This window comes from Granulicella sp. dw_53 (assembly GCF_018449545.1).
GTDB lineage: Bacteria > Acidobacteriota > Terriglobia > Terriglobales > Acidobacteriaceae > Edaphobacter.
This window is the reverse complement of record NZ_JAAVUR010000005.1, coordinates 226,301-248,563: the sequence shown is the minus strand read 5'-3', so window position 1 is coordinate 248,563 and position 22,263 is coordinate 226,301. Positions and strand designations below refer to the sequence as shown.

Here is a 22,263-nt window from a genome sequence, read left to right as displayed (position 1 = left end):
CCGTTACAGTATTGGATGCAGCACCGAGGAAGACCACTCGTACAGCCTGGCCCGGATTTCCGTGATTATAGCCGTGGTGCGAGGGCCTTCCTCCTATTATCAGCGCTTTCAGCACATTTATCCGTGGCGAAAATGTCGTATTCCTGTAAAAGCCATGGCTATGCCTCGTTTGTTGGCGGCCTCTATGACCTCGGCGTCGCGGACCGAACCTCCGGGCTGGATTACGGCAGTGGCGCCGGCTTCGGCGACTGTTTCAAGGCCGTCCGCGAAGGGGAAGAAGGCGTCGGAGGCGGCTACGCTGCCAGTGAGCGACAGGATGGCCTTCATCGCGCCAAAGCGGGCGGCGTCGACACGGCTCATCTGCCCTGCGCCGATTCCGACGGTCTGACCGTGACCCTGGGAGAAGCGGGCGTAGACGATGGCGTTTGATTTGACGTGTTTGCAGATGCGCCAGGCGAAGAGGAGGGCGCGGAGCTCTTCGGGGGTGGGCTGGCGCTCGGTGACGATCTTGAGATCGGCCTCGGCGATGCGAAGGCGGTCGGCGTCCTGAACGAGCAAACCGCCGGAGACCTGCTTGAGGACGCGAGGGGTATCGGCAGGCGTGATCTGGAGGAGGCGAAGGTTCTTCTTGGAGGCGAAGCGAGCCAGGGCCTCTGGGGTGTAAGAGGGGGCGACGATGGCTTCTACGAAGAGCTTGGCGATCTCCTCCGCGGCTTCGCCGTCTACCTCACGGTTGATGCCGAGGACACCACCGAAGGCGGAGACGGGATCGGCCTCGAGGGCGCGGCGATAGGCTTCGAGGACGGTAGCTCCGGTGGAGGCTCCGCAGGGGTTGGTGTGCTTGATGATGACTACCGCAGCGTCGCTGGTGGAGTCGAACTCGCTAACCAGCTCCCAGCAAGCGTCGAGGTCGACGATGTTGTTGTAGCTGAGCTCCTTGCCCTGGAGCTGTAGGGCGGAGGCTACGCCTTTGCCGCTGCCGTCGGTGTAGAGAGCGGCCTTCTGGTGGGGGTTCTCGCCGTAGCGGAGGGTGGAGACCAGCGGATCGATGACGCGGATTGTCTGGGGGAGGGATTCCACGAAGACTGCAGGGCCAGAGGGCTCGGCGATGGACTCAAGGGCGGAGGCAATTCCGGCGTCGTAGGCGGCGGTGGTGGCGAAAGCCTGTTTGGCGAGTCGCCAGCGGGTCGCGTGGGTGAGGGAGCCGGAGTTCGCGGCTAGCTCCTCGGCCAGGAGCGGGTAGTCGGATGTGGCGGTGACGATAGCTACGTCGGCGAAGTTTTTGGCAGCCGAGCGGACCATGGAGGGGCCGCCGATGTCGATGTTCTCGACGATCTCGTGGAAGGCTACGCCGGGTTTGGAGGCGGTCTTCTCGAAGGCGTAGAGGTTGACGACGACCATGTCGATCGGCTCGATGGCGTGTGCGTTGACTGCTGCGACGTGCTCGGCGTTGTCGCGGATGTGCAGGATTCCGCCGTGGACCTTGGGATGGAGCGTCTTGACGCGGCCGTCGAGCATCTCGGGGAATCCGGTGAGGTCGGAGATGTCGCGGACGGTGAGTCCGGCTTCGCGGAGGGCCTTGGAGGTTCCTCCGGTGGAGACTAGTTCGATGTTGTGAGAGACGAGGGCGCGGGCGAAGTCGATGAGGCCGGTTTTATCGGTGACGGAGAGGAGGGCGCGACGAATGGGCTTGAGATCGGTAGGCACTTGGATATTTTAGCTTTCGGTGTGAGTTAGAGGATGGCTGCGCCGGTAAGTTCGGAGACGCGGGGAATATTGTGGCTGGTGCACCATTTTTTCAGGTTGGTGGCGATGTTTTCTACGGCACGGGGATCGGCGTAGCTGGCGGTGCCGACCTGGACTGCGGTGGCTCCGGCGAGCATGAACTCTACGGCATCTTCGGCGCGGACGATGCCTCCCATTCCGGCGATGGGGATGCGGACGGCGCGGCGGACCTCGTGGACCATGCGGACGGCGATGGGGCGGATGGCGGGTCCGGAGAGGCCGCCGGTGACGTTAGCGATGCGCGGACGGTGGGTCTCGATGTCGATGGAGAGGGAGAGGAAGGTGTTGACGAGGGAGATGGCGTCGGCTCCGCCGTCGGAGGAGACGCGGGCCATGAGGCCGATGTCGGTGACGTTGGGGGAGAGCTTGACCATCAAGGGGCGCTTGGCGGCCTTCTTGGAGTGGAGGACGAGGTTGTAGAGGGAGTCGGGGTCGGTGCCGAAGACCATTCCTCCGTGGCTGGTGTTGGGGCAGCTGGCGTTGAGTTCGTACATGGCTACGCCGGGCGCGTCGTTGAGGGCGTGGATGACTTCGACGCAGTCTTCGATGGTGTAGCCGAAGACGTTGGCGATGACGACGGCTCCCTTCATGGTGCGGAGCTTGGGGAGCTTTTCGGCGATGAAGGCCTGGACGCCCATGTTCTGCAGGCCGATGGCGTTCATCATTCCGGCGGGGGTTTCGATGATGCGTGGGGCCGGGTTGCCGGCCATCGGCTCGCGGGAGAGGCCCTTGGTGACGAAGGCTCCGATCTTGTCGAGGGAGAGGATCTCTTCGAACTCGACTCCGTAGCCGAAGGTCCCGCTGGCGGCGATGACAGGCGAGGCTAGTTCGACTCCGGCGAGGGTGACTCGCATGTCGGGGCCCTTGGGGGCTTTGGGGGCTTTGGCGGGTACGGGCGGCTGACTCACTTGGCTGGGGCCACCTTTATTGGAGTTCGGGAGGAGGCTGCTGGTTCGGGGCGGATCGCCATGGTGAGGACTCGGCCCGCGGCGGCTGAGGGTTGGTTGACGCGCAGCAGCGAGGCGAGCGTGGAGGCTATGTCGATAGGGGCGACGCGATCGTGGTAGGTGCCGGGGATGAAGGCGGAGCCGAAGAGATCGAGGGGGACGTGACGGTCGTAGGAGTAGGGGGTGAAGTGGTTGGTCCCTGAGGCGGAGGCCATCTCGTACATTCCGGGGGCCAACATGACGTACCAGCCGCCGTTGGGCGAGTAGCTGTGCAGGACGAGGCGGCCCTCGTCGGTCGCGGGGATCTGTCCGGCGGCCATCTGGAGGCGAGTGTAGGTGCGGCGGATGAGAGGCCGAGGGGGAAGGCGGGTCTGGCTGACGCCTTCAGGGGCTGGAGGCAGGGTGGATTCGAGGGCATCGGGAAGCATGTCTGCGACGGTCTGCTCGGCTTCGGCCTCGGTGATCTTGAGGGCGGTGAATGCGCGGGGATCGATCTGGATGTAGGGGAGTTCTCCGCCGAGGATGTATTTGGTGGATTTGCCGGGAGAGTAGCGCTTGTTGAGGCTGACTTCCAGGGCCGCGATCAGCTTGGGGGAGCTGAAGGGGGTAGCGGGCATTCCCTCTTTGGCTGCGACCGCGGGTACTGGAGCTACGCCGTGGTCGCCGGAGAGGGCGACCCAGACGTTGGCCATGCCGCCGTCGACGTGCTTGTCGAGCCAGGTGAAGAAGTCGTTGAGGTCGACGTCGATGGCGTCGATCATGGCGCGCTGTTCGGGCGCGTCGGGGCCGACCTTGTGGCCAAGGATGTCGGTGGAGGAGATGCTGATGGTGAGGACGTCGGTGGTATCGTGGTGGCCCATTTGCTCGCCGGAGACGAGGGATTTGGCGAAGTCGAGGAGGTAAGTCACGGAGGCAGGAGTCGCTCCGACCTCTTCATAGAAGTGTCCGGGTTGGGCTCCGGCCTCGTGGAGGGCCTGGGCGGCGCGGCCGCTGTTGTTGAAGGCCTGGGCCCAGGGGGGGAGTTCGGTGGCCCAGTAGGTGGAGGTGACGAACTTGCCGCTGGCGTGGTCGAGCCAGAAGGCTCCGTTGGAGGCGTGGCCGGAGGTGAGGATGGCGGCGCGGTCCTTGAGGGAGATGCCGAAGAGCTTGGACTTTCCGCCAGAGGCGAGGACCACCTCGTCGCCGACGGTGGAGGCGAGCTGGTTGCGGGGCGAGGCTCCGACGTCTTTGGAGTCTGGGTCGCCGACTACGGCGTAGCGCTCGTCTTCCACGGAGCTGACGGGGTGAGTCGTGGAGCGCTTGAGGTCCCACCACTCGTTGAGCGAGATACCGTGGCCGTCGGTGTAAGCTCCGGTGCCGATGGTGGAGTGACCGGGGGCGGTCATGGTGTTGGCGTAGTCGTAGTAGCAGTCGGTGAAGTGGGCTCCGCGGTTGAGGAAGAGGTTGAAGCCGCTGGGAGTCTTGAAGTCGGAGCGGTAGCGGTCGAGGTAGTCGCCGCGGAACTGGTCGATGACGAGGATGACGACGAGTTTGGGCTTGGCGTGGTAGGCGTCGGCGTGGGAGACAGCGGGGACCAAGGGCAGCAGGGAGAGAAGAGCAACGACGACGCACTTTCGCATAGGGTTAGGGTAAACGGTTGGGCCGGGTTGCGGGTTGTTGTTTGCATCCTTCTCTCCTTTCCGGGGGGCCTCCCCCCCTTGCCTGGGTGTAAGCGGTTTTGTTCCACACAGTTGGGCGCACCCCGCCGACTCAAATTATTGAGATTGCAGGGGTTGCGTCCAAATTTGTGTCAGCTAAAGAGTTAAGGCCCGGTTTTGGACCGGCCTGCTCTTTTTCGATCTCTAGTTTCTATTTTATGGGATTGGCTGAAACTCGCTTGCAAGTTTATTCGGTTTGTTTTGTTGGGGTTGGGTGGGTTTGGGGGTTGACATTTGGTTTTGCTGGGTTTTTTGAGGGTGAGACTAAAGATTATTTATTCGGATGGGAGTTTGGGCTGAGGAAGGAGGCAGGAGGGAAGTTTTACATCCCACCCTTCGCTAGAGACAAAGGCGCGAAGGATGGGGCACCCGGGCGGTTGGGGTTGGTGAAGAACGGGAGGCCCTTGTGTGAGATTCCCCACCCGGGCTTTGGTGCTTTATGGAATAGGCGGTCGCGCTTCGCACGATACCCCACCCTATTTGCGATAAAACTGCAAAAAGGATGGGGCACCCGGCGGTTGGGGTTGGGTGAAGAGGGCTTTTGTGGGGTGGTGGGTTGATTTGATGGGGTGGAGCAACGGTGGGAGGGGTTCCTTACTCTAATGACGCTGGTGTATGTTCTGACAGTTTGAAAGGCAGGTACGACAGTGAACATTAAGAAGATTTTCGGCATGTTAGCGGTAGGACTTATGGCTGGTGCAGTCTCGGTACAAGCGCAGTATGCTTCGCCGCAGGGCCCGCCGCCGGGAAATTATCAGGGTGGACCGGGTGGAGGGTGGGATGCTCCGCCGCGGGAGTTTCGTGACGTCCAGCAGCGCGGGTTCCGGGATGGAATTGAAGGGGCGCGACGCGACTTCGAGAACCATCGGCCGCCGAATGTGAATAACCGCGATGAGTTCCGTCATCCTCCTGTTGGAGGGTCTTTGAGACGGGATTATAAGGACGGCTTCCGGCGTGGGTATGATGTCGGCGTGCGGCACTTGATGGGCGGGGGTGGACCGGGTGGTCCTGGGCCTCGGTACTAGTTCGTTTCTTTTTTAGCAAAGCCCTGCACTCGTTTGAGTGTGGGGCTTTTTGTTTAATGCGTGGATCCCACGGGCAGACATGGCGGTGAAATACAGGGTCCTTCACTACGTTCAGGATGACGGCGTAAAACAAACAACGGCAAAGAAGCACGACGATCGACAGCAAGGGCGTGAAAACAAGCAGCAACTATCGGGGCGTGTGGTGGGGATGGAGACGGTAGAATAGCGGGAATGATCGATTTGGGATTTGTTCGGGCAAATTTGCCCTTGGTTGAGGAGAAGCTGCGTTCGCGTGGGATGGATCCTGCGGTGGCGCTGGGCGATTTTGTCGTGGTGGACCGTGAGCGCCGGCAGGCTATCACCGAGGTGGAGACGCTCAAGGCGCAACGGAACAAGTTGACCGAGGAGATTGCGAAGCTGCGGAGGGCGGGCGAGGATGCTGCCGCTCTGACGGAGAAGACGCGCGTTTTGAAGGTGGAGCTGGAGTCTCTGGAGACCACGGCGGCGAAAGCGGATGAGCGGCTGCGGGAGACGATGCAGACGCTGCCGAATCTGCCGCAGGACGATGTGCCGGTGGGTAAGAGCGAGCATGACAACGTCGAGGTGAAGGTGTGGGGGGATAAACCGGAGTTCGACTTCCCTGCCCGGTCGCACTGGGAGATTGGCGAGGCGCTGGGGATTCTGGACTTCGAGCGGGCGGCTAAGATCTCGGGATCGCGGTTTGTGGTGCAGTTTGGGCAGGGGGCTCGGCTGGAGAGGGCGCTGGCGAACTTCATGCTGGATCTGCATACCGGGCAGCATGGGTATACCGAGGTGCTGCCGCCGAATATGGTGAACTCGAAGTCGCTGTTCGGGACGGGGCAGTTGCCTAAGTTTGCCGAGGATCTGTTTCATTGCGACGACAAGGGTGCGTATGAGGCGGGGGTGTTTCAGGATGGAGATCACTGGCTGATTCCTACGGCGGAGGTTCCGCTGACGAATCTCTTTCGGGACGAGACGCTGGAGGAGGCGCAGTTGCCGATCTCTTTTTGCGCCTATACGCCTTGTTACCGGAGTGAGGCGGGGAGTTATGGCAAGGATGTTCGCGGGATGATTCGGCAGCACCAGTTCCAGAAGGTCGAGCTGGTGAAGTTTGCAAAGCCGGAGGAGTCCGCCGCAGAGCATGAGAGGCTGACCCGGGATGCGGAGCGAGTGCTGGAGCTGCTGGGGCTTCCCTACCGGCGGATGTTGCTTTGCACCGGGGACATGGGTTTTACTTCTTCGAAGACTTACGATCTGGAGGTCTGGCTACCCGGGCAAGGGCTGTACCGGGAGATCTCTTCGTGCTCGAACTGTGAGTCGTTCCAGGCGCGGAGGGCGAATATCCGGTATCGTCCAGCGGGAGCGAAGAAGACGGAGTTTCTTCACACTTTGAACGGGAGTGGGCTGGCGGTTGGACGGACGTATCTGGCAATTCTGGAGAACTACCAGCAGGCGGATGGGACGGTCGAGGTTCCGGAGGCGCTGGTGCCGTATATGAACTGCGATACCGTGATCGGCAAGCAGAAGGGCAAGGGCTGATGGCAAGACGATCGGTTGGGCAAGTGGTGAAGAGTTACTTCTTCTGGACGTATGAGCGCGGGAGCTTTCACTATGACGTGATGGTGACGCTGATACTGCTGTTCCTGTTTTTGTCGCCGCATGTGATCGACTTCAAGGACAAGCCGGTGGAGACTGTGGCTCTGCATGCGAGCGAGGTTCTGGTAAAAGAGGCCGGGATGGTGGGGACGAGCAGCCGGTTCGTGTACCAGGTGCGCGCGGATGAGATCGGCGGAGCCAAGACAGATGCGGAGTTGAGGGCGGCGATTCTGAGGGTGGTGGAGCCGATCTCAGGCGAGGTGACGCTGGAGCGGTATGAGCCGGTGGTGGATGCCCAGGGCAAGGTGATTGCATACGATGCGTGGGTGTTGCGGTAGTACCTCAACGGCTTGAATTGCATCAAAGTCCGGAGACGGATTGGGAGTATTCCTTGCGAAGATTGAATGTACGTCGAATGAGTTTCGGTTTGGCCTTCTCGGTTGCTTTTGCGGTCTCTGGTTTGCAGGCCTGGGGACAGGGATCTCCGCAGTTGACGGAGACGATTCGCAAGCTGGATGCGGCGAGCGCGAAGTTCCAATCGGCGGAGGCGGACCTGCATCGGGATATCTACGAGCGGGTGGTACGCGAGACGACGACGCAGGTGGGAAGCGTCTACTTTATTCGCAAGGGCGCGGCGACGCAGATGGGGTTGAAGATTCTGCCGCCTTACGCTCGGGTGGTGGAGTACAAGGATGGCAAGGTCAAGCTGTATGACCCGGGAGCGAATCATCTGCAGGTGATCGCGGCGGCGGAGAATCAGGCGAAGTTCGAGACCTTCTTTACGCTGGGGTTTGGCGGGAGCGGGCAGGATCTGTTGAAGGCCTGGACGGTGGATGACCAGGGGTCTGAGTCGTTGACGGATGGCAAGCCTGTCAAGGTGGAGAAGCTGGTTCTGGTGCCGAAGGATCCTAGTGTGAAGGGGACGTTTACCCAGGTGACTTTGTGGATGGATCTGGAGCGCGGGGTGGCGTTGAAGCAGGAGTTTATTGCTCCCTCGGGGGATAAGCAGACTGCTACTTATTTGAATATCAAGTACAACCGGCCGGTTGATTTGAAGGTTTATGAGATTAAGTGCAAGGGTAGTTGTAGTTAATTTCTGGCTGTGACTTGGTGTGGGATTCTGTGCCGCTGCGGGCAAACCGCAGGTCCTTCGACTGCGTCACTCGCGATGAAGCTGCGAGTGACTTCGCTCAGGATGACAAATTTGGGGTAATGGTCAATTGCATACGGAGCAAGTCTGCGCTCTTGGGGTGATGGTCAATTTCATACGGGGCAAGTTTGCGCGCTGCCGGGGCAAGCTTGTGCTCTGTGGCTTGATGCAACTTGCATCTTAGGGTGCTTCGGTCGTGCGCTGGGTGGTGAAGAGGGCGGCTATGGCTACGATGAAGATGGGGAAGAACTCCAGGGTGTAGCGGGGCTCGGAGTTGTCGAGCGTCATGAGCAGGGCTGAGCGCAGGGCGATGGTGGCGATCATGGCCTTAGCTAGGGTCGGGTATCCGTTCCAGCGGAGGCCGTTGCGGGTGAGGCGGCTCCAGCGGCGGAGACCGAGGCCGGCGAGGATGAAGTAGGCCAGGTTGAGGGCTCCGAAGGATGCGGCGAGGATGGATTGGGCGGGGTGTTCGCGGAACTTCCACCACTCGAGGGCGATGGGGAGCATTTCGGTGCGGGGGCGGAGGGCCATGTTCAGCAGGCGGGCTACGGGGAGGGCGAGGTAGTAGCGGAGGGGGTCGGCGTGGATGCGCTCGGAGGCGAGGGCGCTGAAGCGAGCGTCGAGGGTGGGGTTGGTGCGGGCGGTCTGGTTGTACTCGTCGAGGAGGGCGTTGGTGGCGAGGAGTTGGGCGTTGTTGTCGAAGGCGCGGGTGGGGATGTCGCTGAGCTGGACGAGGGCTCCGTCGTAGTTCCAGTAGACGTCCTCGGTGGAGGTGAATTCGATGGCCCAGGAGCGGTACCAGCGCTGGAAGCCGAGGGGGACGATCTCGCCGGGGTCGGTGGCGTAGCGGGGGGCCAGGGGTTGGAGGACGTGGAAGGTATGCCAGTTGCGCAAGGTCCAGGGAGCCAGGGGCAGGAGGGTGAGGACAGCTACCAGGAGCGCGGGGGCTGCGCGGTGGAGGAGGCTGGGGGTGGGTTTGGAGCGGAGAGTGGTCCAGAGGATTGCGGGGAGGATGGCGACGGCTAGGAGGCCTTGTTCCGGGCGGAGGAGGATGGCGTAGGCGAGGGAGGCTGCCAGGAGGTAGAGCCAGCGATTGGAGAGGGCGGCCTGGGGCTGGGTTCGGTAGAGATGCTGCCAACGGTGGAGGGCGTAGAAGGCGACGGCGATGCAGGTGAGAGTGAGGGTCTCGGCTAGGGGGGCGGCGACGTAGCTGGCGGTGAAGGGGCAGAGGGCTCCGAACCAGAGGGCGGCGTGGAAGGCGCGGCGGCCGAAGAGGCGTCCGGCGAGGACGGCGAGGATGAGGCAGGTGGCGAGGTCGATGAAGGCCTGGGCGATCATGACGGCGGTGTAATGCTCGCGGCCGAAGACGGTGAAGCAGAGGGCCAGGAAGGCCGGGTAGCCGGGGAGGCGGATAAGGGTGGGGAGGGGTGGGGCGGCGGTCTGGGTGAAGCCGTAGATGCCGTGGTCGAGCCAGTTGAGGGCTATATCGCCGTAGATGAGGGTGTCGCCGGCGATGCGGGCGGCGTGGAGGATGAACCAGAGACGCAGGAGGAGTCCGGCGGTCAGGGCCGCGGCGATGGACAGGCTTTGGAGACGCCTGCGTGGCCTTGAAATCGATTCCTCAGAGGTCATGTAGCAGCATCATACTGTGAGGAAAGAGGAGACAGGCAGAGGACGCGTTGACGCGGGCGAGTCGTCTGCATACGATGAGCTTAGCCGCACCGGCGAGAGCAGCCTGCAACCCCAAAAATGAACAAGCCAGTCTTTTACGATCCGCAACGCAAACGATGGAAGCGGCTTCGACGCATTTTCGATGTGCTTGCCCTACTGGGGCTTGCGCTAGGAACTCTGTTTCTGGCCGGGGTGCTGCGGATGAAGCCGTTGCCGGAGCTGCTGCTGTCGACTCCGAAGCGGAACTACCGCGCGCTGGCGACGCCTCCGGTGCCGGTGGTGAAGCCGGGACAGCAACTGCACCGGTCGGCGCATCGCAAGACGGACCTGAGCCCTTCGGATGTGCCGTTGAACTCGGGTGAGGGTCTGCGGGCGGCTTACTACGTGGAGGATGACCCGGCGAGCTACTCGTCGCTGAAGCAGCATGTGAAGCAGATCGATCTGCTGTTTCCGGAGTGGATTCATGTGGTGAGTCCGGACGGGAACCTGACGGCGTATACGATCGATAACCGTCCGTATGCGGTGGTGGATCAGGCGGGCGTGCACTCGGTGGACCGCGAAAACAAGGTAGCCCGAACGATCGTGGGAGAGGGTGTGGATACCGAGGTCTTCCCGCTGGTGAATAACTACGACCCGGTGAAGGGGATCTTTCTGCCTTCGGTAGGGGACTTTCTTTCGAACCCGACGGCGCGAGCCAACTTCATCCGGAAGATGGATATATTTTTGGCGGCGAACCCTACCTATCGCGGGTTGTCGCTGGACTTTGAGGAGATTCCGACGGAGGCGCAGCCGGGGTTTCTGGCACTGATTACGGAGCTGTATAACGACTTCCATCCGCGCAAGCTGAGGCTGTATGTGAATACTCCGGTGGGGGATGACGACTTCGACTTGAAGTCGATCTCGGACCACGCGGATGGATTGTTGCTGATGAACTATGACCAGCACCAGTCGGAGAGTGGGCCTGGGCCGATTGCTTCGCAGGACTGGTTTATCGACAACCTGCGGGCGGTGCTGAAGATCGTTCCGAAGGAGAAGATCATCTGCTCGATGGGGAGCTATGGGTATGACTGGACCATGGCGCTTCCTCCTCCTACGGCGGGAGGAAAGAAGGGCGCCAAGCCGGGTCCACAGGCTCCGGACAAGGTGCTGCGGGTGGATAATCTTTCGACGCAGGAGGCCTGGCAGGCGGCGGCGGACTCTGAGTCGCAGATTGAGCTGGATGGGGATTCGCTGAATGTCCATTTTGCGTATGACGATGTGGATGCGCATGTGCGGCACCAGGTGTGGTTTCTGGATGCGGTGACAGTGTTGAACGAGATGCGGGCGGCGCGGGCGCTGGGGCTGCAGACGTATGCGCTTTGGCGGCTGGGGCAAGAGGATGACTCGCTGTGGAAGGTCTGGGATTCGCCGTTGCATGCCGATCCTGTGAAGGATCTGGCGCAGGTGGAGCCGGGGTATGACGTGGATACCGAGGGCGAGGGAGACGTTCTGAAGGTGACGCGGAAGCCGCAGGCGGGACGGCGCACGGTCACGATGGATGACGACAATGCGGTGCCTTCGCAGTACCGGTCGATCACGGATGAGTCGATGGACTCGTATCCGCTCTCGTACACGGTGGAGCAGTACGGGTATCACCCGAAGAAGGTGGCGATCACCTTCGATGACGGGCCGGATCCGGAGTGGACTCCGCGCATTCTGGATGTGCTGAAGAAGTACGGGGTGCATGCGACGTTCTTCATGATCGGCGAGGTGGCGGGGAACAACGTCGGAGTGATGAAGCGGGTGTACCAGGAAGGCCATGAGATCGGGAATCACACCTTCACGCATCCGGACATCAGCGACATCTCGACCAAGCAGATGGACCTGCAGTTGAATCTGACGGAGCGGTTGTTTGCGGCGAAGCTGGGGGTACAGCCGCTGTACTTCCGTCCGCCGTACTCGATCGACCAGGAGCCGGATACGAACGATCAGGCGGCGCCGGTAGAGCGGATTCAGGGGCTGGGCTACGTCATTATCGGGAACAAGATCGACACGAACGACTGGGATGAGCATCCGCGGAAGTCTCCGCAGGAGATCACGGATAGCGTCTTCCAACAGATTGCGTCCATGGAGGCTCGACCGTGGGCGAAGGGATCGATCATCCTGATGCACGATGGGGGCGGGGACCGAGCGCCGACGGTAGCGGCGTTGCCGGTGCTGATCCAGGCTCTGCGGGCGAGGGGATACGAGATCGTTCCGGTGTCGGAGCTGGTGGGTAAGACGCGGGAGCAGGTGATGCCGTCCCTGACGTCGAAGCAGCGCTGGCAGGCGCGGGTGGACTCGGTCGCGTTCTTCTTCTACGGCTTCTTTACTAATTTTGTGGTGTGGATGTTCTTCGTCGGCGACGTGCTGATGAGTGCGCGGCTGATCATCATTGGGGTGTGCGCGGTTCTGGACCGGTTCCGCAAGCGCAAGAACTTCGCGACGGAGGACTACAACCCGCGGGTGGCGGTGTTGATTCCTGCCTATAACGAGGAGAAGGTGATCGTCCGGACGATTCGTTCGGTGATGATGTCGAACTATAAGAACATACGGATCGTGGTGATCGACGACGGATCGAAGGACCGGACCTACGATGTGGCGCGTGAGGCCTATCCGAACGATATCGCCTCCGGACGGCTGACGGTGATTACGAAGCCGAATGGCGGCAAGGCCGATGCTTTGAACTTTGCGCTGGAGACGACCGACGAGGAGGTCTACGTCGGGATCGATGCGGATGGCGTGATTGCGCATGACGCGATTACGAACCTGGTGCCGCACTTTGCCAATCCAAAGATCGGCGCGGTGGCGGGCAATGCGAAGGTGGGCAACCGGGTGAATCTGTGGACGCGCTGGCAGGCGCTGGAGTACATCACGAGCCAGAACTTCGAGCGGCGGGCGCTGGATCTCTTCGATGTGGTGATGGTGGTTCCGGGGGCGATTGGAGCTTGGCGGACGGCGGCTGTCAAGGCCGGAGGATGCTACCACTCGAACACTGTGGCCGAGGATGCGGATCTGACAATGAACATCCTCGAACAAGGCTACTCGGTGATCTATGAGGACCGGTCGCTGGCGTTTACAGAGGCTCCGGTGAATGTGGACGGGCTGATGCGGCAGAGGTTCCGGTGGTCGTTCGGGATTCTGCAGGCGATCTTCAAGCATCGCGGCGCGATCTCGAAGCACCGGGCGATGGGGCTGTTTGCGCTGCCGAATATTTTGATCTTCCAGATCCTGCTGCCGCTGCTGTCTCCGTTTATCGATCTGATGTTTGTCGCGGGGATCGTGCATTACTTCATCGATCTTCACTTCCATCCGGACACGGCTTCGACGGCGAGCCTGTACAAGCTGATTACGTACTTCGGGGCTTTCCTGATGATCGACTTCATGGCTTCGGCGCTGGCGTTTGCGTTGGAGAGGAAGCATCCGGCGAGCAAGGGCGACGGGTGGCTGCTGGTCCATATCTGGATTCAGCGGTTTACTTACAGGCAGGTGTTCTCGGTGGTGCTGTTCAAGACGCTGAAGCGGGCGATCGACGGTAAGCCCTTCAATTGGGACAAGCTGGAGCGCACGGCGCAGATGTCCGTGGAAACCGATAAACTGACGGAGAGCGTGTAGCTCGAATTGACTTGCGGGCGTATGGATTAGGGTCGTCGCTATGAAGAGTGCCCGGGGCTGAAGCCCCACCAACATCAGAGGTTTTTCGTAGGGCTAAAGCTCTGCGCTAATTCCGAAGGCCTCTATGCTTCCCTGCCCTGCGTCAAAATTACCCAGCGCTTTGTGCGCTAGAAATGAGCCGAAAGATGGCCACTGCGAATCTTTTTTCCCCTCCTGACACCATTGTGCGCGCCCCGTTTGTGAATGAGGCGTTTGTCGATTTCTCCAACGGCGATAACAGACGCGCCATGGAGGCGGCGCTGACCGAGGTGAGGAACCAGTTAGGGCTCGAGTACGGCATGGTGATCGGTGGGAAGAGGCTGCGGACCGAGGAGAAGATCATCTCGAAGAATCCGGCGCGCCCGGATCAGGTGGTCGGCGTGCATCAGCGGGCGGGGGTGGAGCATGCTGCCGTGGCCATGGAGGCTGCCCAGAAGGCGTTTGCGAGTTGGAGCCGGGTTCCGGTGCAGGAGCGGGCGGCGCTGCTGTTCAAGGCGGCGGATATGATCCGCGAGCGGAAGTTCGAGTTCTGCGCGTGGCTGACCTATGAGGTCGGCAAGAACTGGGCGGAGGCCGATGCAGATGTGGGCGAGACCATCGATTTTCTGGAGTTCTATGGACGCGAGGCGCTGCGGCTGGACCGGGCCGAGACGCCGATCCAGTTCCCTGGGGAACGGAACCAGCTACGCTATATCCCACTGGGGGTAGGTGCGGTGATTCCCCCGTGGAACTTTCCGTTCGCCATCATGGCGGGGATGACGGTGGCGGCGATTGTGTGTGGGAATACGGTGATTTTGAAGCCTTCGGTGGATGCTTCAACGATTGCGGCACGGTTCTTCAACTTGATGCAGGAGGCGGGTCTACCGGATGGGGTGGTGAACTTCTGTCCTGGGGAGGGGCCGGACTTTGGCGCGGCCGTGGTTGCGCATCCGCAGACGCGTTTTGTGGCGTTTACGGGGTCCAAAGCTGTGGGATTAGAGATTCACGAGCAGGCTGCGAAGACGAAGCCGGGACAGATCTTCATCAAGCGGACGATTCTGGAGATGGGTGGGAAGGACTCGATCCTGGTGGAGAGCGATTGCGATCTGGACGCGGCGGTCGAGGGTGTGGCGGCGAGTGCGTTTGGGTTCAATGGACAGAAGTGTTCGGCTTGTTCGCGAGTGATTGTAGATGCGAGCATCTACGACAGCTTCTGCGACCGGCTCGTCGAACGGGTGAGGAAGATCAAGGTGGGCGATCCGGTGGAGAACTTCGCGGCGGGACCGGTGATCAGCGAGAAGGCCTACCGGCGGGTGCTGGAGTATATCGAGATCGGCAAGGGTGAAGGGCGGGTGCTGATCGGGGGCGAGGCGATGGAAACGGAGTCCAATGGCTATTACATCGCTCCTACGGTGATTGCGGATGTCGCTCCTGCGGCGCGGATTGCGCAGGAGGAGATCTTCGGACCGGTGCTGGCGGTGATCAAGTCCAAGGGCTTCGATGAGGCGCTGAAGATTGCGAATAATACGGAGTATGGGCTGACGGGGGCGATCTACTCGAAGTCGCGGACGAAGCTGGAGCGGGCGCGGGAGGAGTTCCATGTGGGCAATCTCTACCTGAACCGGAAGTGCACCGGGGCGATGGTTGGGGCACATCCGTTTGGGGGATTCAATATGAGTGGAACGGACTCCAAGGCTGGGGGGCCGGACTACCTGCTGCTGTTTACGCAGGCTAAGAGTGTTGCTGAGAAGGTTGGGGTTGCTGCTGAGGCTGAGGATGAGCCTATGGGGATTTAGCCGTAAGGTTGACGGCTGTGCGAGAACCTTACGGCGTAACGGTGATTCCAGGGATAACGGCTGATAAGAGCGGTTATTGCTGTTGCGCTGCCCTGTCTAATGCTGCTGTTCGATGGTGTTTTTTTTGCTTTCAGGCGGATTTCATTTGGAGGAGTTTGCCGGCTCTTCCGGCGGCTTCGGCCAGGGCGCGGTGGTGGATGGTGAAGAGGGCTAGTTCGAGGCGGTCAGAGACGCCGGATTTGTCGTAGATGCTGCGCAGGTAGTTTTTGACGACCTGCTCCTTGGTGCCGAGTTGGAGGGCGATCTCCTTGTTTTTGCAGCCCTGGACGATGAGGGCGACGATCTGCATCTCCTTGGGGGTGAGGCGGTCGCGGACGCGGGTGCCTACGGTGTCGGCGATCTGCATGGTGGTGACGTTGGTTCGCTGAACCCAACGCTGGCCGCGGGCGACGCGGCGGATGCAATCGACGAGGTCTGGGCCACTGATGTTGCGGCAGACGACGCCTTCGAGCGAGGAGCAGAGCTCGTCAGGGATGGTCTCGGTGTTTTCGATTACAAGGACCAGGCGGGACTCGAGGGCGCGAGCCTGGACGATGAAGGCGGGGATGTCGAGATGAAGGGTGGACGAGACCAGGACGACTGCGCCATGGTGAGCTTCGATGGCGAGATTTAGGCGGCCGGGGTCATCACATTGAGCGACGATGCGAACGTCCTCCTCCAGTGCGAGGACGCGTGCGGCTCCGGCTCGGAAGATGGCCTGGTTATCGGCGAGAATGATTCGGATCATGGTCTGGTTCGGTCTCCTGCTGTGGGCGTATTTGCCCTGCAAATTCCCTTATCGACCAAATTGGCGAACAGTGGAAGAAGAGTTCTGTTATTCAAACAAACAACAAGGGGCCGGGGGAGCCGATTCGGATATGCTTTCCGATCCAATGGGGGAGTTATAAGTTGAGGTTAACGCAGAAGTTGTACTTTTTACAGGATTTGTTTTCTGCACCTTTGGGAGCCTGTGGGAATCGAATACAGAGAAGAATGGGGCCGGCGCCTCGCTAGTGATAGAAAAGAATCATGCCTAAGCCAATTTTGCTCGCAATCGACGACGATACCAGCGTTCTGGAGGCGGTGGTCCAAGACCTGCGCCGCCACTACGGACAAGAGTACCGGATCGTCCGCGCGGCTTCGGGCGGCGCCGCTTTGGATATCTGCCGCCAGTTGAAGGAACGCAAAGAGATCGTAGCGCTGTTCCTTTCTGATCAAAGGATGCCGGGAATGACCGGCGTGGACTTTCTGCAGCAGGCTCTGACGATCTTTCCAGATGCTAAACGTGTGCTTCTGACCGCTTACGCCGATACCGAGGCGGCGATCCGGGCGATTAACTCCGCCAAGATTCACTATTACCTGAATAAGCCCTGGGATCCACCGGAGGAGAAGCTTTATCCGGTTCTGGACGACCTCCTGGAAGCCTGGAAGCAGGGGTACAAGGCTCCGTTTGAAGGAATTCGGGTGATCGGGGTGCGATGGTCCCCGGCGGACCATATGGTTCGAGATTTTCTTTCACGGAATCGAATTCCTTATCAGTGGATGAATCCTGAGCAGGCTCCGGAGGCGTTGGAGCTGTTGAAGGAAAAAGGGATCGACGATACGAAGCTGCCGGTAGTTCTGTTTGGGGACGGCACGGCGTTGGTTCAGCCTACGACTACGGAGCTGGCGGGTAAGGTGGGTCTGCGGACTCAAGCTCAACAGGAGTTCTACGACGTGGTCGTCGTGGGCGCTGGTCCTGCGGGGCTGGCTGCCGGGGTGTATGGGGCTTCTGAGGGGCTGCGGACGCTGATCGTCGAGCCGGAGGCTCCGGGCGGACAGGCGGGGTCCAGTTCCAGGATCGAGAACTACCTCGGCTTCCCTGCGGGATTGAGCGGCGAGGAGCTGGCGAAGCGAGCCTTCCTGCAGGCGACGCGACTGGGAGCTGAGTTCCTGACGCAGCGGGTGACGGGGGTTCGTACGGAGAACCAGTACCACATCGTGGAGATGAGCGATGGCCGCGAGGTGACGTGCAATGTGTGCCTGATCGCCACAGGCGTCGCCTATTGCAAGCTGGATGTGCCGGGTGGGGACCGGTTCAGCGGGGCAGGAATGTACTATGGGGCCGCTCAGACGGAAGCCATGGGCTGTTCCGGAGAGACCGTCTACATCGTGGGCGGAGCCAATTCAGCGGGACAGGCGGCGATGCACTTCGCGCGGTATGCGAAGGAGGTCCACATGCTGGTTCGGGGGCAGTCGCTCGAGAGCAGCATGTCGAAGTACCTTATCGACCAGATTGCGAATACTCCGAACATCATTGTCGAGACGTGCACCGAGGTGGCGGCGTTGGCTGGAGATAGCCATCTGGAGTGCCTGACGGTCAGGACTCCCCGTGGGGACGAGACTAGAGCGACGTCATCGCTATTCATCTTTATCGGGGCGGCTCCTAAGACGGATTGGCTGCCGCAGGGACTGGCACGCGACAGCAAGGGATTTGTTTTGGCGGGGCCGGACTTGAAGACGAAGAGCAGTGCAAAATGGCCGCTGGATCGAGAGCCCTATCTGCTCGAAACAAGTGTGCCCGGCATCTTTGTGGCTGGGGATGTTCGTTATAACTCGGTAAAACGTTGTGCGTCGGCTGTAGGGGAAGGTTCGATCGCGATCCAGTTTGTGCATCAGTATCTGGCCAGCCTTTGAGGTTGGAGAGAGAGATTTTTTTGAGAATTCAGGCAATCCTATGAACGAAGAGACGCATCTCGCAACGGAAGAAGTCACGGCAAGCATGAGCCCCGAACTACTGGCGCAGCTGCGCGAGGTGGATATCCTCTCTTCCTTGAGCGAAGAAGAGCTCTCGTGCATGCACGACATCGCTCAGGTGGATCTTCCTGCTGGGGAGCATGTCGCTCGCCAAGGCGAGATGCAGCACCACTTCTGGCTGCTACTGAGTGGCGAGCTGCGCGTCTACAAGACCGTTCCCGATGGGCGGGACATCACGTTTGCGACCCTCTCGAACGGAGCTACGTTCGGCGAACTTCCGCTGCTTTCGAACAGTCCTAATCCGGGCAGCTATGTGACGACGAAGCCGAGCCGGCTGATGAAGTTCACGGAAGACGAGTTCTGGGAGTTGATGACCTCCTGCCCCCAGGTGCGCAAGGCGATTCTCGGCAATATGGCGATTCGGCTGCAGAAGCTGCAGAGCGGGCTGATTCAACAGGAGAAGATGGCTTCGCTGGGGACGCTTGCCGCGGGTTTGATGCATGAGTTGAATAATCCTGGAGCGGCGGCCACGCGTGCAGCATCACAGTTGCGCGAGAATCTGATGCGGCTCCATGAGCTTACCGCGAAGTTCAGCAAGACCAGCATGAGCGTGCAGCAGAAGGAGTGCCTGTTTGAGTTGCAGGAGCAGGTATTGACGGTAAAGCGTCCCCTGATGATGAACTCGCTCGAACAAAGCGATGCCGAAGATGCGCTGGTGGAGTGGATGGAGGAGTCCCAGATTGAGAATGCCTGGAAGCTGGCTCCGACGCTGGTGGCGGTGGGGATCGACTCCAAGGAGTTGGAGTGCGCGAGAAGCGAGTTTCCGGGGCCGGTGTTCTCCGATGCGCTGAGCTGGCTGGAGGCGATGGTCTCTAGTATGCAACTAGTGGGAACGATCGAGGACAGCATTGGGCGGGTCTCCGACCTCGTAAAGGCCGTAAAGGCGTACGCCTATGAGGGCAAGAATCAGCGGCAGGATCTGGATGTGAACGGAAGTATTCATGCGACGCTGGTGATGCTGGGCCACAAGCTCCGCGAGAAGCAGGTGGTGCTGGAGAAAGAGCTGGCATCGGATCTGCCACCGCTTCGCACGGATTGCTCCGGGCTCAACCAGATCTGGACGAACCTGCTGGATAATGCGATTGACGCCGTGCCACAAGAAGGACACATCCATGTGAAGACCTGGCGGGAACAGGTGGACTCGGCCTCCAATGGTTTACACACGGATCTGTGCATCTCCATTCGCGACGATGGAAGCGGGATTCCGCTGGAGATTCAGCCGCATATCTTCGATCCGTTCTATACGACCAAGCCGGTGGGTGTGGGGACTGGGCTGGGACTGGGGATCGTGCATCGCATCGTAGAGCAGTTCGGTGGGGCGATCCATTTCAGCTCCGATGACCACGGTACCGAGTTTGTGGTGCGGTTACCCGCAGAGGCAGGGAGCCGAGCCTAAACCGGCCGGAGGTCTGCTTCGGTCGTCTCGTTTGCTGGCATGACTTGTATGGGTGGATCTGTGCGTTTTGCTGTCATCCTTTTCTCCGACGACCCGCAGTATGATGGCGAGAGGAGAATGCCTTGCTTACCCCCTTTCATATCGCCTTTCCTGTAACCGATCTTGATGCGGCACGCGAGTTTTATGGCGTTAAGCTGGGCTGCCCCGAGGGCCGCAGCTCCGAGCAGTGGATCGACTTCGACCTCTTTGGCCACCAGATTGTAGCCCACCTCAAACCAGCCTCTGCTTCGGAGAAGACGCACCATAATCCTGTGGATGGGCACGATGTTCCGGTGCCACACTTCGGAGTGGTTCTGGCTATGGAGCAGTGGACGGCGTTGGCGGAGCGGTTACGCGAGGCGGGCACAGAGTTTGTCATTGAGCCTTACGTCCGCTTCAAAGGAGAGGTTGGCGAACAGGCTACGATGTTCTTTCTCGATCCGTCGGGCAATGCTCTGGAGTTCAAGGCATTCGCGGATCTGGGCCAGCTCTTCGCAAAGTAGGTTGCCAGCAAACGCATGTGCTCCTTTATGCATCCTTTCTAACAAGGTGTCTCCCGTGGAAGCCTGAGGGGCGACTGTAGCGAGACCGTTAAGTGTTCTTGAAATCCAGGTGATATGAAACCTCTTGAAGGCCGCAAACGCGTTGTGATTGAAGAGGTGAGTCCGCAGGTGGATTGCGGGCGTTACCCCGCAAAGCGGATTCTTGGTGACGTTGTAACCGTAACCGCCGCCGTCTTTGGCGATGGCCACGATCATGTGACAGGACGGCTCTTGTTTCGGCATGCAAGTGAGACCGATTGGCACTCTACCCAGCTTGTTCCGATTAACAACGATCTTTGGTCCGCGTCCTTCTCTGTAGGAGAACTGGGGGACTGGCAGTACACGCTTGAGGCGTGGGTGGATCACTTCGATACGTGGTGTGCCGATCTACAGAAGCGGCTGGCGGCTCAGACCGGTACGGGAGATTCGACTACAGCGAAGGTGGAGCCACAGGACATTCCGCTGGCGTTGCGGACCGGGGCTCTTTTGCTGAAACAACTTGCGCAGCGCGCCAAGGGGGCGGATGGAAAGCTCTTTGCTCAGACGGCTGCCGATCTCGAAGCTCTGGCTGCAAATCATGCCGCCGTGTATGAGTACCCGATCAGCGATGAGGTTCCAGCGTTAGCTGCACGGTATCCCGATCCCAAGCTTGTGATGCGCTATCCGCAAGAGTTGCCTGTGTGGGTCGATCGCGAGCGAGCACGCTACTCATCCTGGTACGAACTTTTTCCACGTTCAACCGCTCCCGATGCGGGTCGCCATGGGACCTTTGCGGATGTAAGGGCTCTGTTGCCTAGTATCGCGGAGATGGACTTCAATGTGCTTTACATGCCGCCGATTCATCCTATCGGGACGGCTTTTCGCAAGGGCCCGAATAATAGTGTTACGTGCGCAGAGGGTGACCCGGGTAGTCCTTGGGCGATCGGAGCCAAGGAGGGTGGCCACAAGGCGATCCATACGGAGCTTGGAACGTTGAGCGACTTCAAGGCTCTGGTTGTTAATGCCAAAGAACTTGGACTGGAGATTGCGCTCGACATTGCCTTTCAATGCTCGCCGGATCATCCCTGGGTTGCGGAGCACCCCGACTGGTTCACCGTGCGTCCCGACGGTTCGATTCAGTATGCTGAGAATCCTCCGAAGAAGTATCAGGACATCTACCCATTGAACTTCGAATCTTCGGATTGGAGGGGGCTATGGGAGGCTCTTCGGGATGTGTTCGCTTATTGGATTGAGCAGGGCGTACGCATCTTCCGTGTCGATAATCCGCATACCAAAGCGCTTCCCTTCTGGGAGTGGTGCATCGCGGATCTGCATAAGAAGAATCCGGACGTGATCTTTCTGGCAGAGGCTTTCACTCGTCCGCATGTCATGTACTCGCTGGCGAAGGCGGGATTTACGCAGTCTTATACCTACTTCACATGGCGTAACAGCAAGGTGGAGTTGCAAGAGTACTTCGAAGAGATTACCAAGCCTCCGGTAACGGATTTCTTTCATCCCAATCTCTGGCCGAATACGCCCGATATTCTTCATGCGGCTTTGCAGATTGGCGGACGGCCCGCGTTTGTGCAGCGGCTGATTCTCGCGGCTACGCTGGGAGCTAACTACGGGATCTATGGACCGGCCTTCGAGCTTGGTGAAAATGCTCCTGCCAAGCCAGGAAGCGAAGAGTATCTCCACAGCGAGAAGTACGAGATTCGGCATTGGGACCGCTCGGCGAGCCACAGTCTTGCTCCTCTGATCACTACGATCAATCGGATTCGTCGTGACAATGTGGCGCTGCAGAGCGATGGATCGCTACACTTTCATCCGGTGGATAATCCGCAGATTATTTGCTACAGCAAGACGGTTGGGGACAATCGGATTCTGGTAGCGGTCAATCTCGATCCTACGCAGGAGCAGTCCGGCTGGATTGACCTCGATCTCAAAAGGCTCGCAGTTCCTCACAATGAGGTATTCGATCTGGAAGATCTGCTTACAGGCGCGCATTACCAGTGGCGTGACCGGAGCAACTATGTCGCGCTGCGACCGGATGTAATGCCCGCGCACGTCTTTCGAATCGGTACATCCGTAAAGCCGTAAATTCACTAACAACATTCAACGATATTCTTTCGA

Annotated in this window: 15 protein-coding genes; 10 read left to right on the top strand and 5 right to left on the bottom strand. The window is 59.9% G+C overall.

All coding sequences use genetic code 11. The features are described from left to right. Positions 1 to 117: 117 nt before the first annotated feature. From purH to HB393_RS10040, 3 genes are read right to left on the bottom strand one after another with little or no spacing between them, the layout of a single operon-like run. Complete coding sequence (purH, locus tag HB393_RS10050; RefSeq protein ID WP_345945125.1) at positions 118 to 1,707, bottom strand: bifunctional phosphoribosylaminoimidazolecarboxamide formyltransferase/IMP cyclohydrolase; 1,590 nt, start codon at positions 1,705 to 1,707, stop codon at positions 118 to 120. Positions 1,708 to 1,733: 26 nt separating this feature from the next. Beyond that, positions 1,734 to 2,639, bottom strand: coding sequence for a dihydroorotate dehydrogenase (locus HB393_RS10045; RefSeq protein WP_213805131.1), 906 nt, complete (start codon positions 2,637 to 2,639; stop codon positions 1,734 to 1,736). A gap of 50 nt (positions 2,640 to 2,689) precedes the next feature. After that, positions 2,690 to 4,351, bottom strand: coding sequence for an alkaline phosphatase family protein (locus tag HB393_RS10040; protein WP_213805031.1), 1,662 nt, complete (start codon positions 4,349 to 4,351; stop codon positions 2,690 to 2,692). 749 nt (positions 4,352 to 5,100) lie between these two features. Between HB393_RS10040 and HB393_RS10035 the strand changes: the two genes are divergently transcribed. From HB393_RS10035 to HB393_RS10020, 4 genes are all read left to right on the top strand, one after another. After that, positions 5,101 to 5,454: a hypothetical protein gene (locus HB393_RS10035; RefSeq protein WP_218623933.1), complete on the top strand. Its 354-nt coding sequence runs from the start codon at positions 5,101 to 5,103 to the stop codon at positions 5,452 to 5,454. 231 nt (positions 5,455 to 5,685) lie between these two features. After that, entirely contained in the window at positions 5,686 to 7,014 is a 1,329-nt protein-coding gene (serS, locus tag HB393_RS10030) for a serine--tRNA ligase (RefSeq protein WP_213805029.1), read from the top strand. Next, entirely contained in the window at positions 7,014 to 7,409 is a 396-nt protein-coding gene (locus HB393_RS10025) for a hypothetical protein (protein ID WP_213805028.1), read from the top strand. The genes serS and HB393_RS10025 overlap by 1 nt, the downstream gene beginning before the upstream one ends. Before the next feature lie 77 nt (positions 7,410 to 7,486). Next, positions 7,487 to 8,164 (top strand): outer membrane lipoprotein-sorting protein, encoded by a 678-nt coding sequence (locus tag HB393_RS10020; RefSeq protein WP_213805027.1) that lies wholly within the window; start codon positions 7,487 to 7,489, stop codon positions 8,162 to 8,164. A 237-nt stretch (positions 8,165 to 8,401) separates the two neighbouring features. Here the strand turns inward: HB393_RS10020 and HB393_RS10015 are convergent, their stop codons facing one another. Then, a complete protein-coding gene (locus tag HB393_RS10015; RefSeq protein ID WP_213805026.1) occupies positions 8,402 to 9,853 on the bottom strand; it encodes a glycosyltransferase family 39 protein in 1,452 nt (483 codons plus the stop codon). 117 nt (positions 9,854 to 9,970) lie between these two features. Here HB393_RS10015 and HB393_RS10010 point away from each other — a divergent pair, with 117 nt between their 5' ends. Both HB393_RS10010 and pruA read left to right on the top strand, forming a co-directional pair. Continuing rightward, a complete protein-coding gene (locus HB393_RS10010) occupies positions 9,971 to 13,525 on the top strand; it encodes a polysaccharide deacetylase family protein (RefSeq protein ID WP_213805025.1) in 3,555 nt (1,184 codons plus the stop codon). A gap of 185 nt (positions 13,526 to 13,710) precedes the next feature. Beyond that, positions 13,711 to 15,339, top strand: coding sequence for an L-glutamate gamma-semialdehyde dehydrogenase (gene pruA / locus HB393_RS10005; RefSeq protein WP_213805024.1), 1,629 nt, complete (start codon positions 13,711 to 13,713; stop codon positions 15,337 to 15,339). Positions 15,340 to 15,469: 130 nt separating this feature from the next. Here the strand turns inward: pruA and HB393_RS10000 are convergent, their stop codons facing one another. Beyond that, the gene (locus HB393_RS10000; protein ID WP_213805023.1) at positions 15,470 to 16,126 is read right to left on the bottom strand and encodes a response regulator transcription factor; all 657 of its coding nucleotides are present in this window, start codon (positions 16,124 to 16,126) and stop codon (positions 15,470 to 15,472) included. 281 nt (positions 16,127 to 16,407) lie between these two features. Here HB393_RS10000 and HB393_RS09995 point away from each other — a divergent pair, with 281 nt between their 5' ends. From HB393_RS09995 to HB393_RS09980, 4 genes are all read left to right on the top strand, one after another. Continuing rightward, on the top strand, positions 16,408 to 18,054 hold the full coding sequence (locus tag HB393_RS09995; protein WP_213805022.1) for a response regulator: 1,647 nt from the start codon (positions 16,408 to 16,410) through the stop codon (positions 18,052 to 18,054). Between the two features lie 85 nt (positions 18,055 to 18,139). After that, on the top strand, positions 18,140 to 19,570 hold the full coding sequence (locus tag HB393_RS09990; protein ID WP_255550960.1) for an ATP-binding protein: 1,431 nt from the start codon (positions 18,140 to 18,142) through the stop codon (positions 19,568 to 19,570). A 122-nt stretch (positions 19,571 to 19,692) separates the two neighbouring features. Continuing rightward, positions 19,693 to 20,112, top strand: coding sequence for a VOC family protein (locus HB393_RS09985; protein ID WP_213805020.1), 420 nt, complete (start codon positions 19,693 to 19,695; stop codon positions 20,110 to 20,112). A gap of 114 nt (positions 20,113 to 20,226) precedes the next feature. Then, positions 20,227 to 22,230: an alpha-1,4-glucan--maltose-1-phosphate maltosyltransferase gene (locus tag HB393_RS09980; protein ID WP_213805019.1), complete on the top strand. Its 2,004-nt coding sequence runs from the start codon at positions 20,227 to 20,229 to the stop codon at positions 22,228 to 22,230. Positions 22,231 to 22,263: the final 33 nt, after the last annotated feature.

Coding starts and splice junctions, on each gene's coding strand:
- HB393_RS10045 (WP_213805131.1), bottom strand. CDS start 2,639: ATGCGAGTCACCCTCGCCGGAGTCGAACTAGCCTCGCCTGTCATCGCC.
- HB393_RS10040 (WP_213805031.1), bottom strand. CDS start 4,351: ATGCGAAAGTGCGTCGTCGTTGCTCTTCTCTCCCTGCTGCCCTTGGTC.
- HB393_RS10035 (WP_218623933.1), top strand. CDS start 5,101: ATGTTAGCGGTAGGACTTATGGCTGGTGCAGTCTCGGTACAAGCGCAG.
- serS (WP_213805029.1), top strand. CDS start 5,686: ATGATCGATTTGGGATTTGTTCGGGCAAATTTGCCCTTGGTTGAGGAG.
- HB393_RS10025 (WP_213805028.1), top strand. CDS start 7,014: ATGGCAAGACGATCGGTTGGGCAAGTGGTGAAGAGTTACTTCTTCTGG.
- HB393_RS10020 (WP_213805027.1), top strand. CDS start 7,487: ATGAGTTTCGGTTTGGCCTTCTCGGTTGCTTTTGCGGTCTCTGGTTTG.
- HB393_RS10015 (WP_213805026.1), bottom strand. CDS start 9,853: ATGACCTCTGAGGAATCGATTTCAAGGCCACGCAGGCGTCTCCAAAGC.
- HB393_RS10010 (WP_213805025.1), top strand. CDS start 9,971: ATGAACAAGCCAGTCTTTTACGATCCGCAACGCAAACGATGGAAGCGG.
- pruA (WP_213805024.1), top strand. CDS start 13,711: ATGGCCACTGCGAATCTTTTTTCCCCTCCTGACACCATTGTGCGCGCC.
- HB393_RS10000 (WP_213805023.1), bottom strand. CDS start 16,126: ATGATCCGAATCATTCTCGCCGATAACCAGGCCATCTTCCGAGCCGGA.
- HB393_RS09995 (WP_213805022.1), top strand. CDS start 16,408: ATGCCTAAGCCAATTTTGCTCGCAATCGACGACGATACCAGCGTTCTG.
- HB393_RS09990 (WP_255550960.1), top strand. CDS start 18,140: ATGAGCCCCGAACTACTGGCGCAGCTGCGCGAGGTGGATATCCTCTCT.
- HB393_RS09980 (WP_213805019.1), top strand. CDS start 20,227: ATGAAACCTCTTGAAGGCCGCAAACGCGTTGTGATTGAAGAGGTGAGT.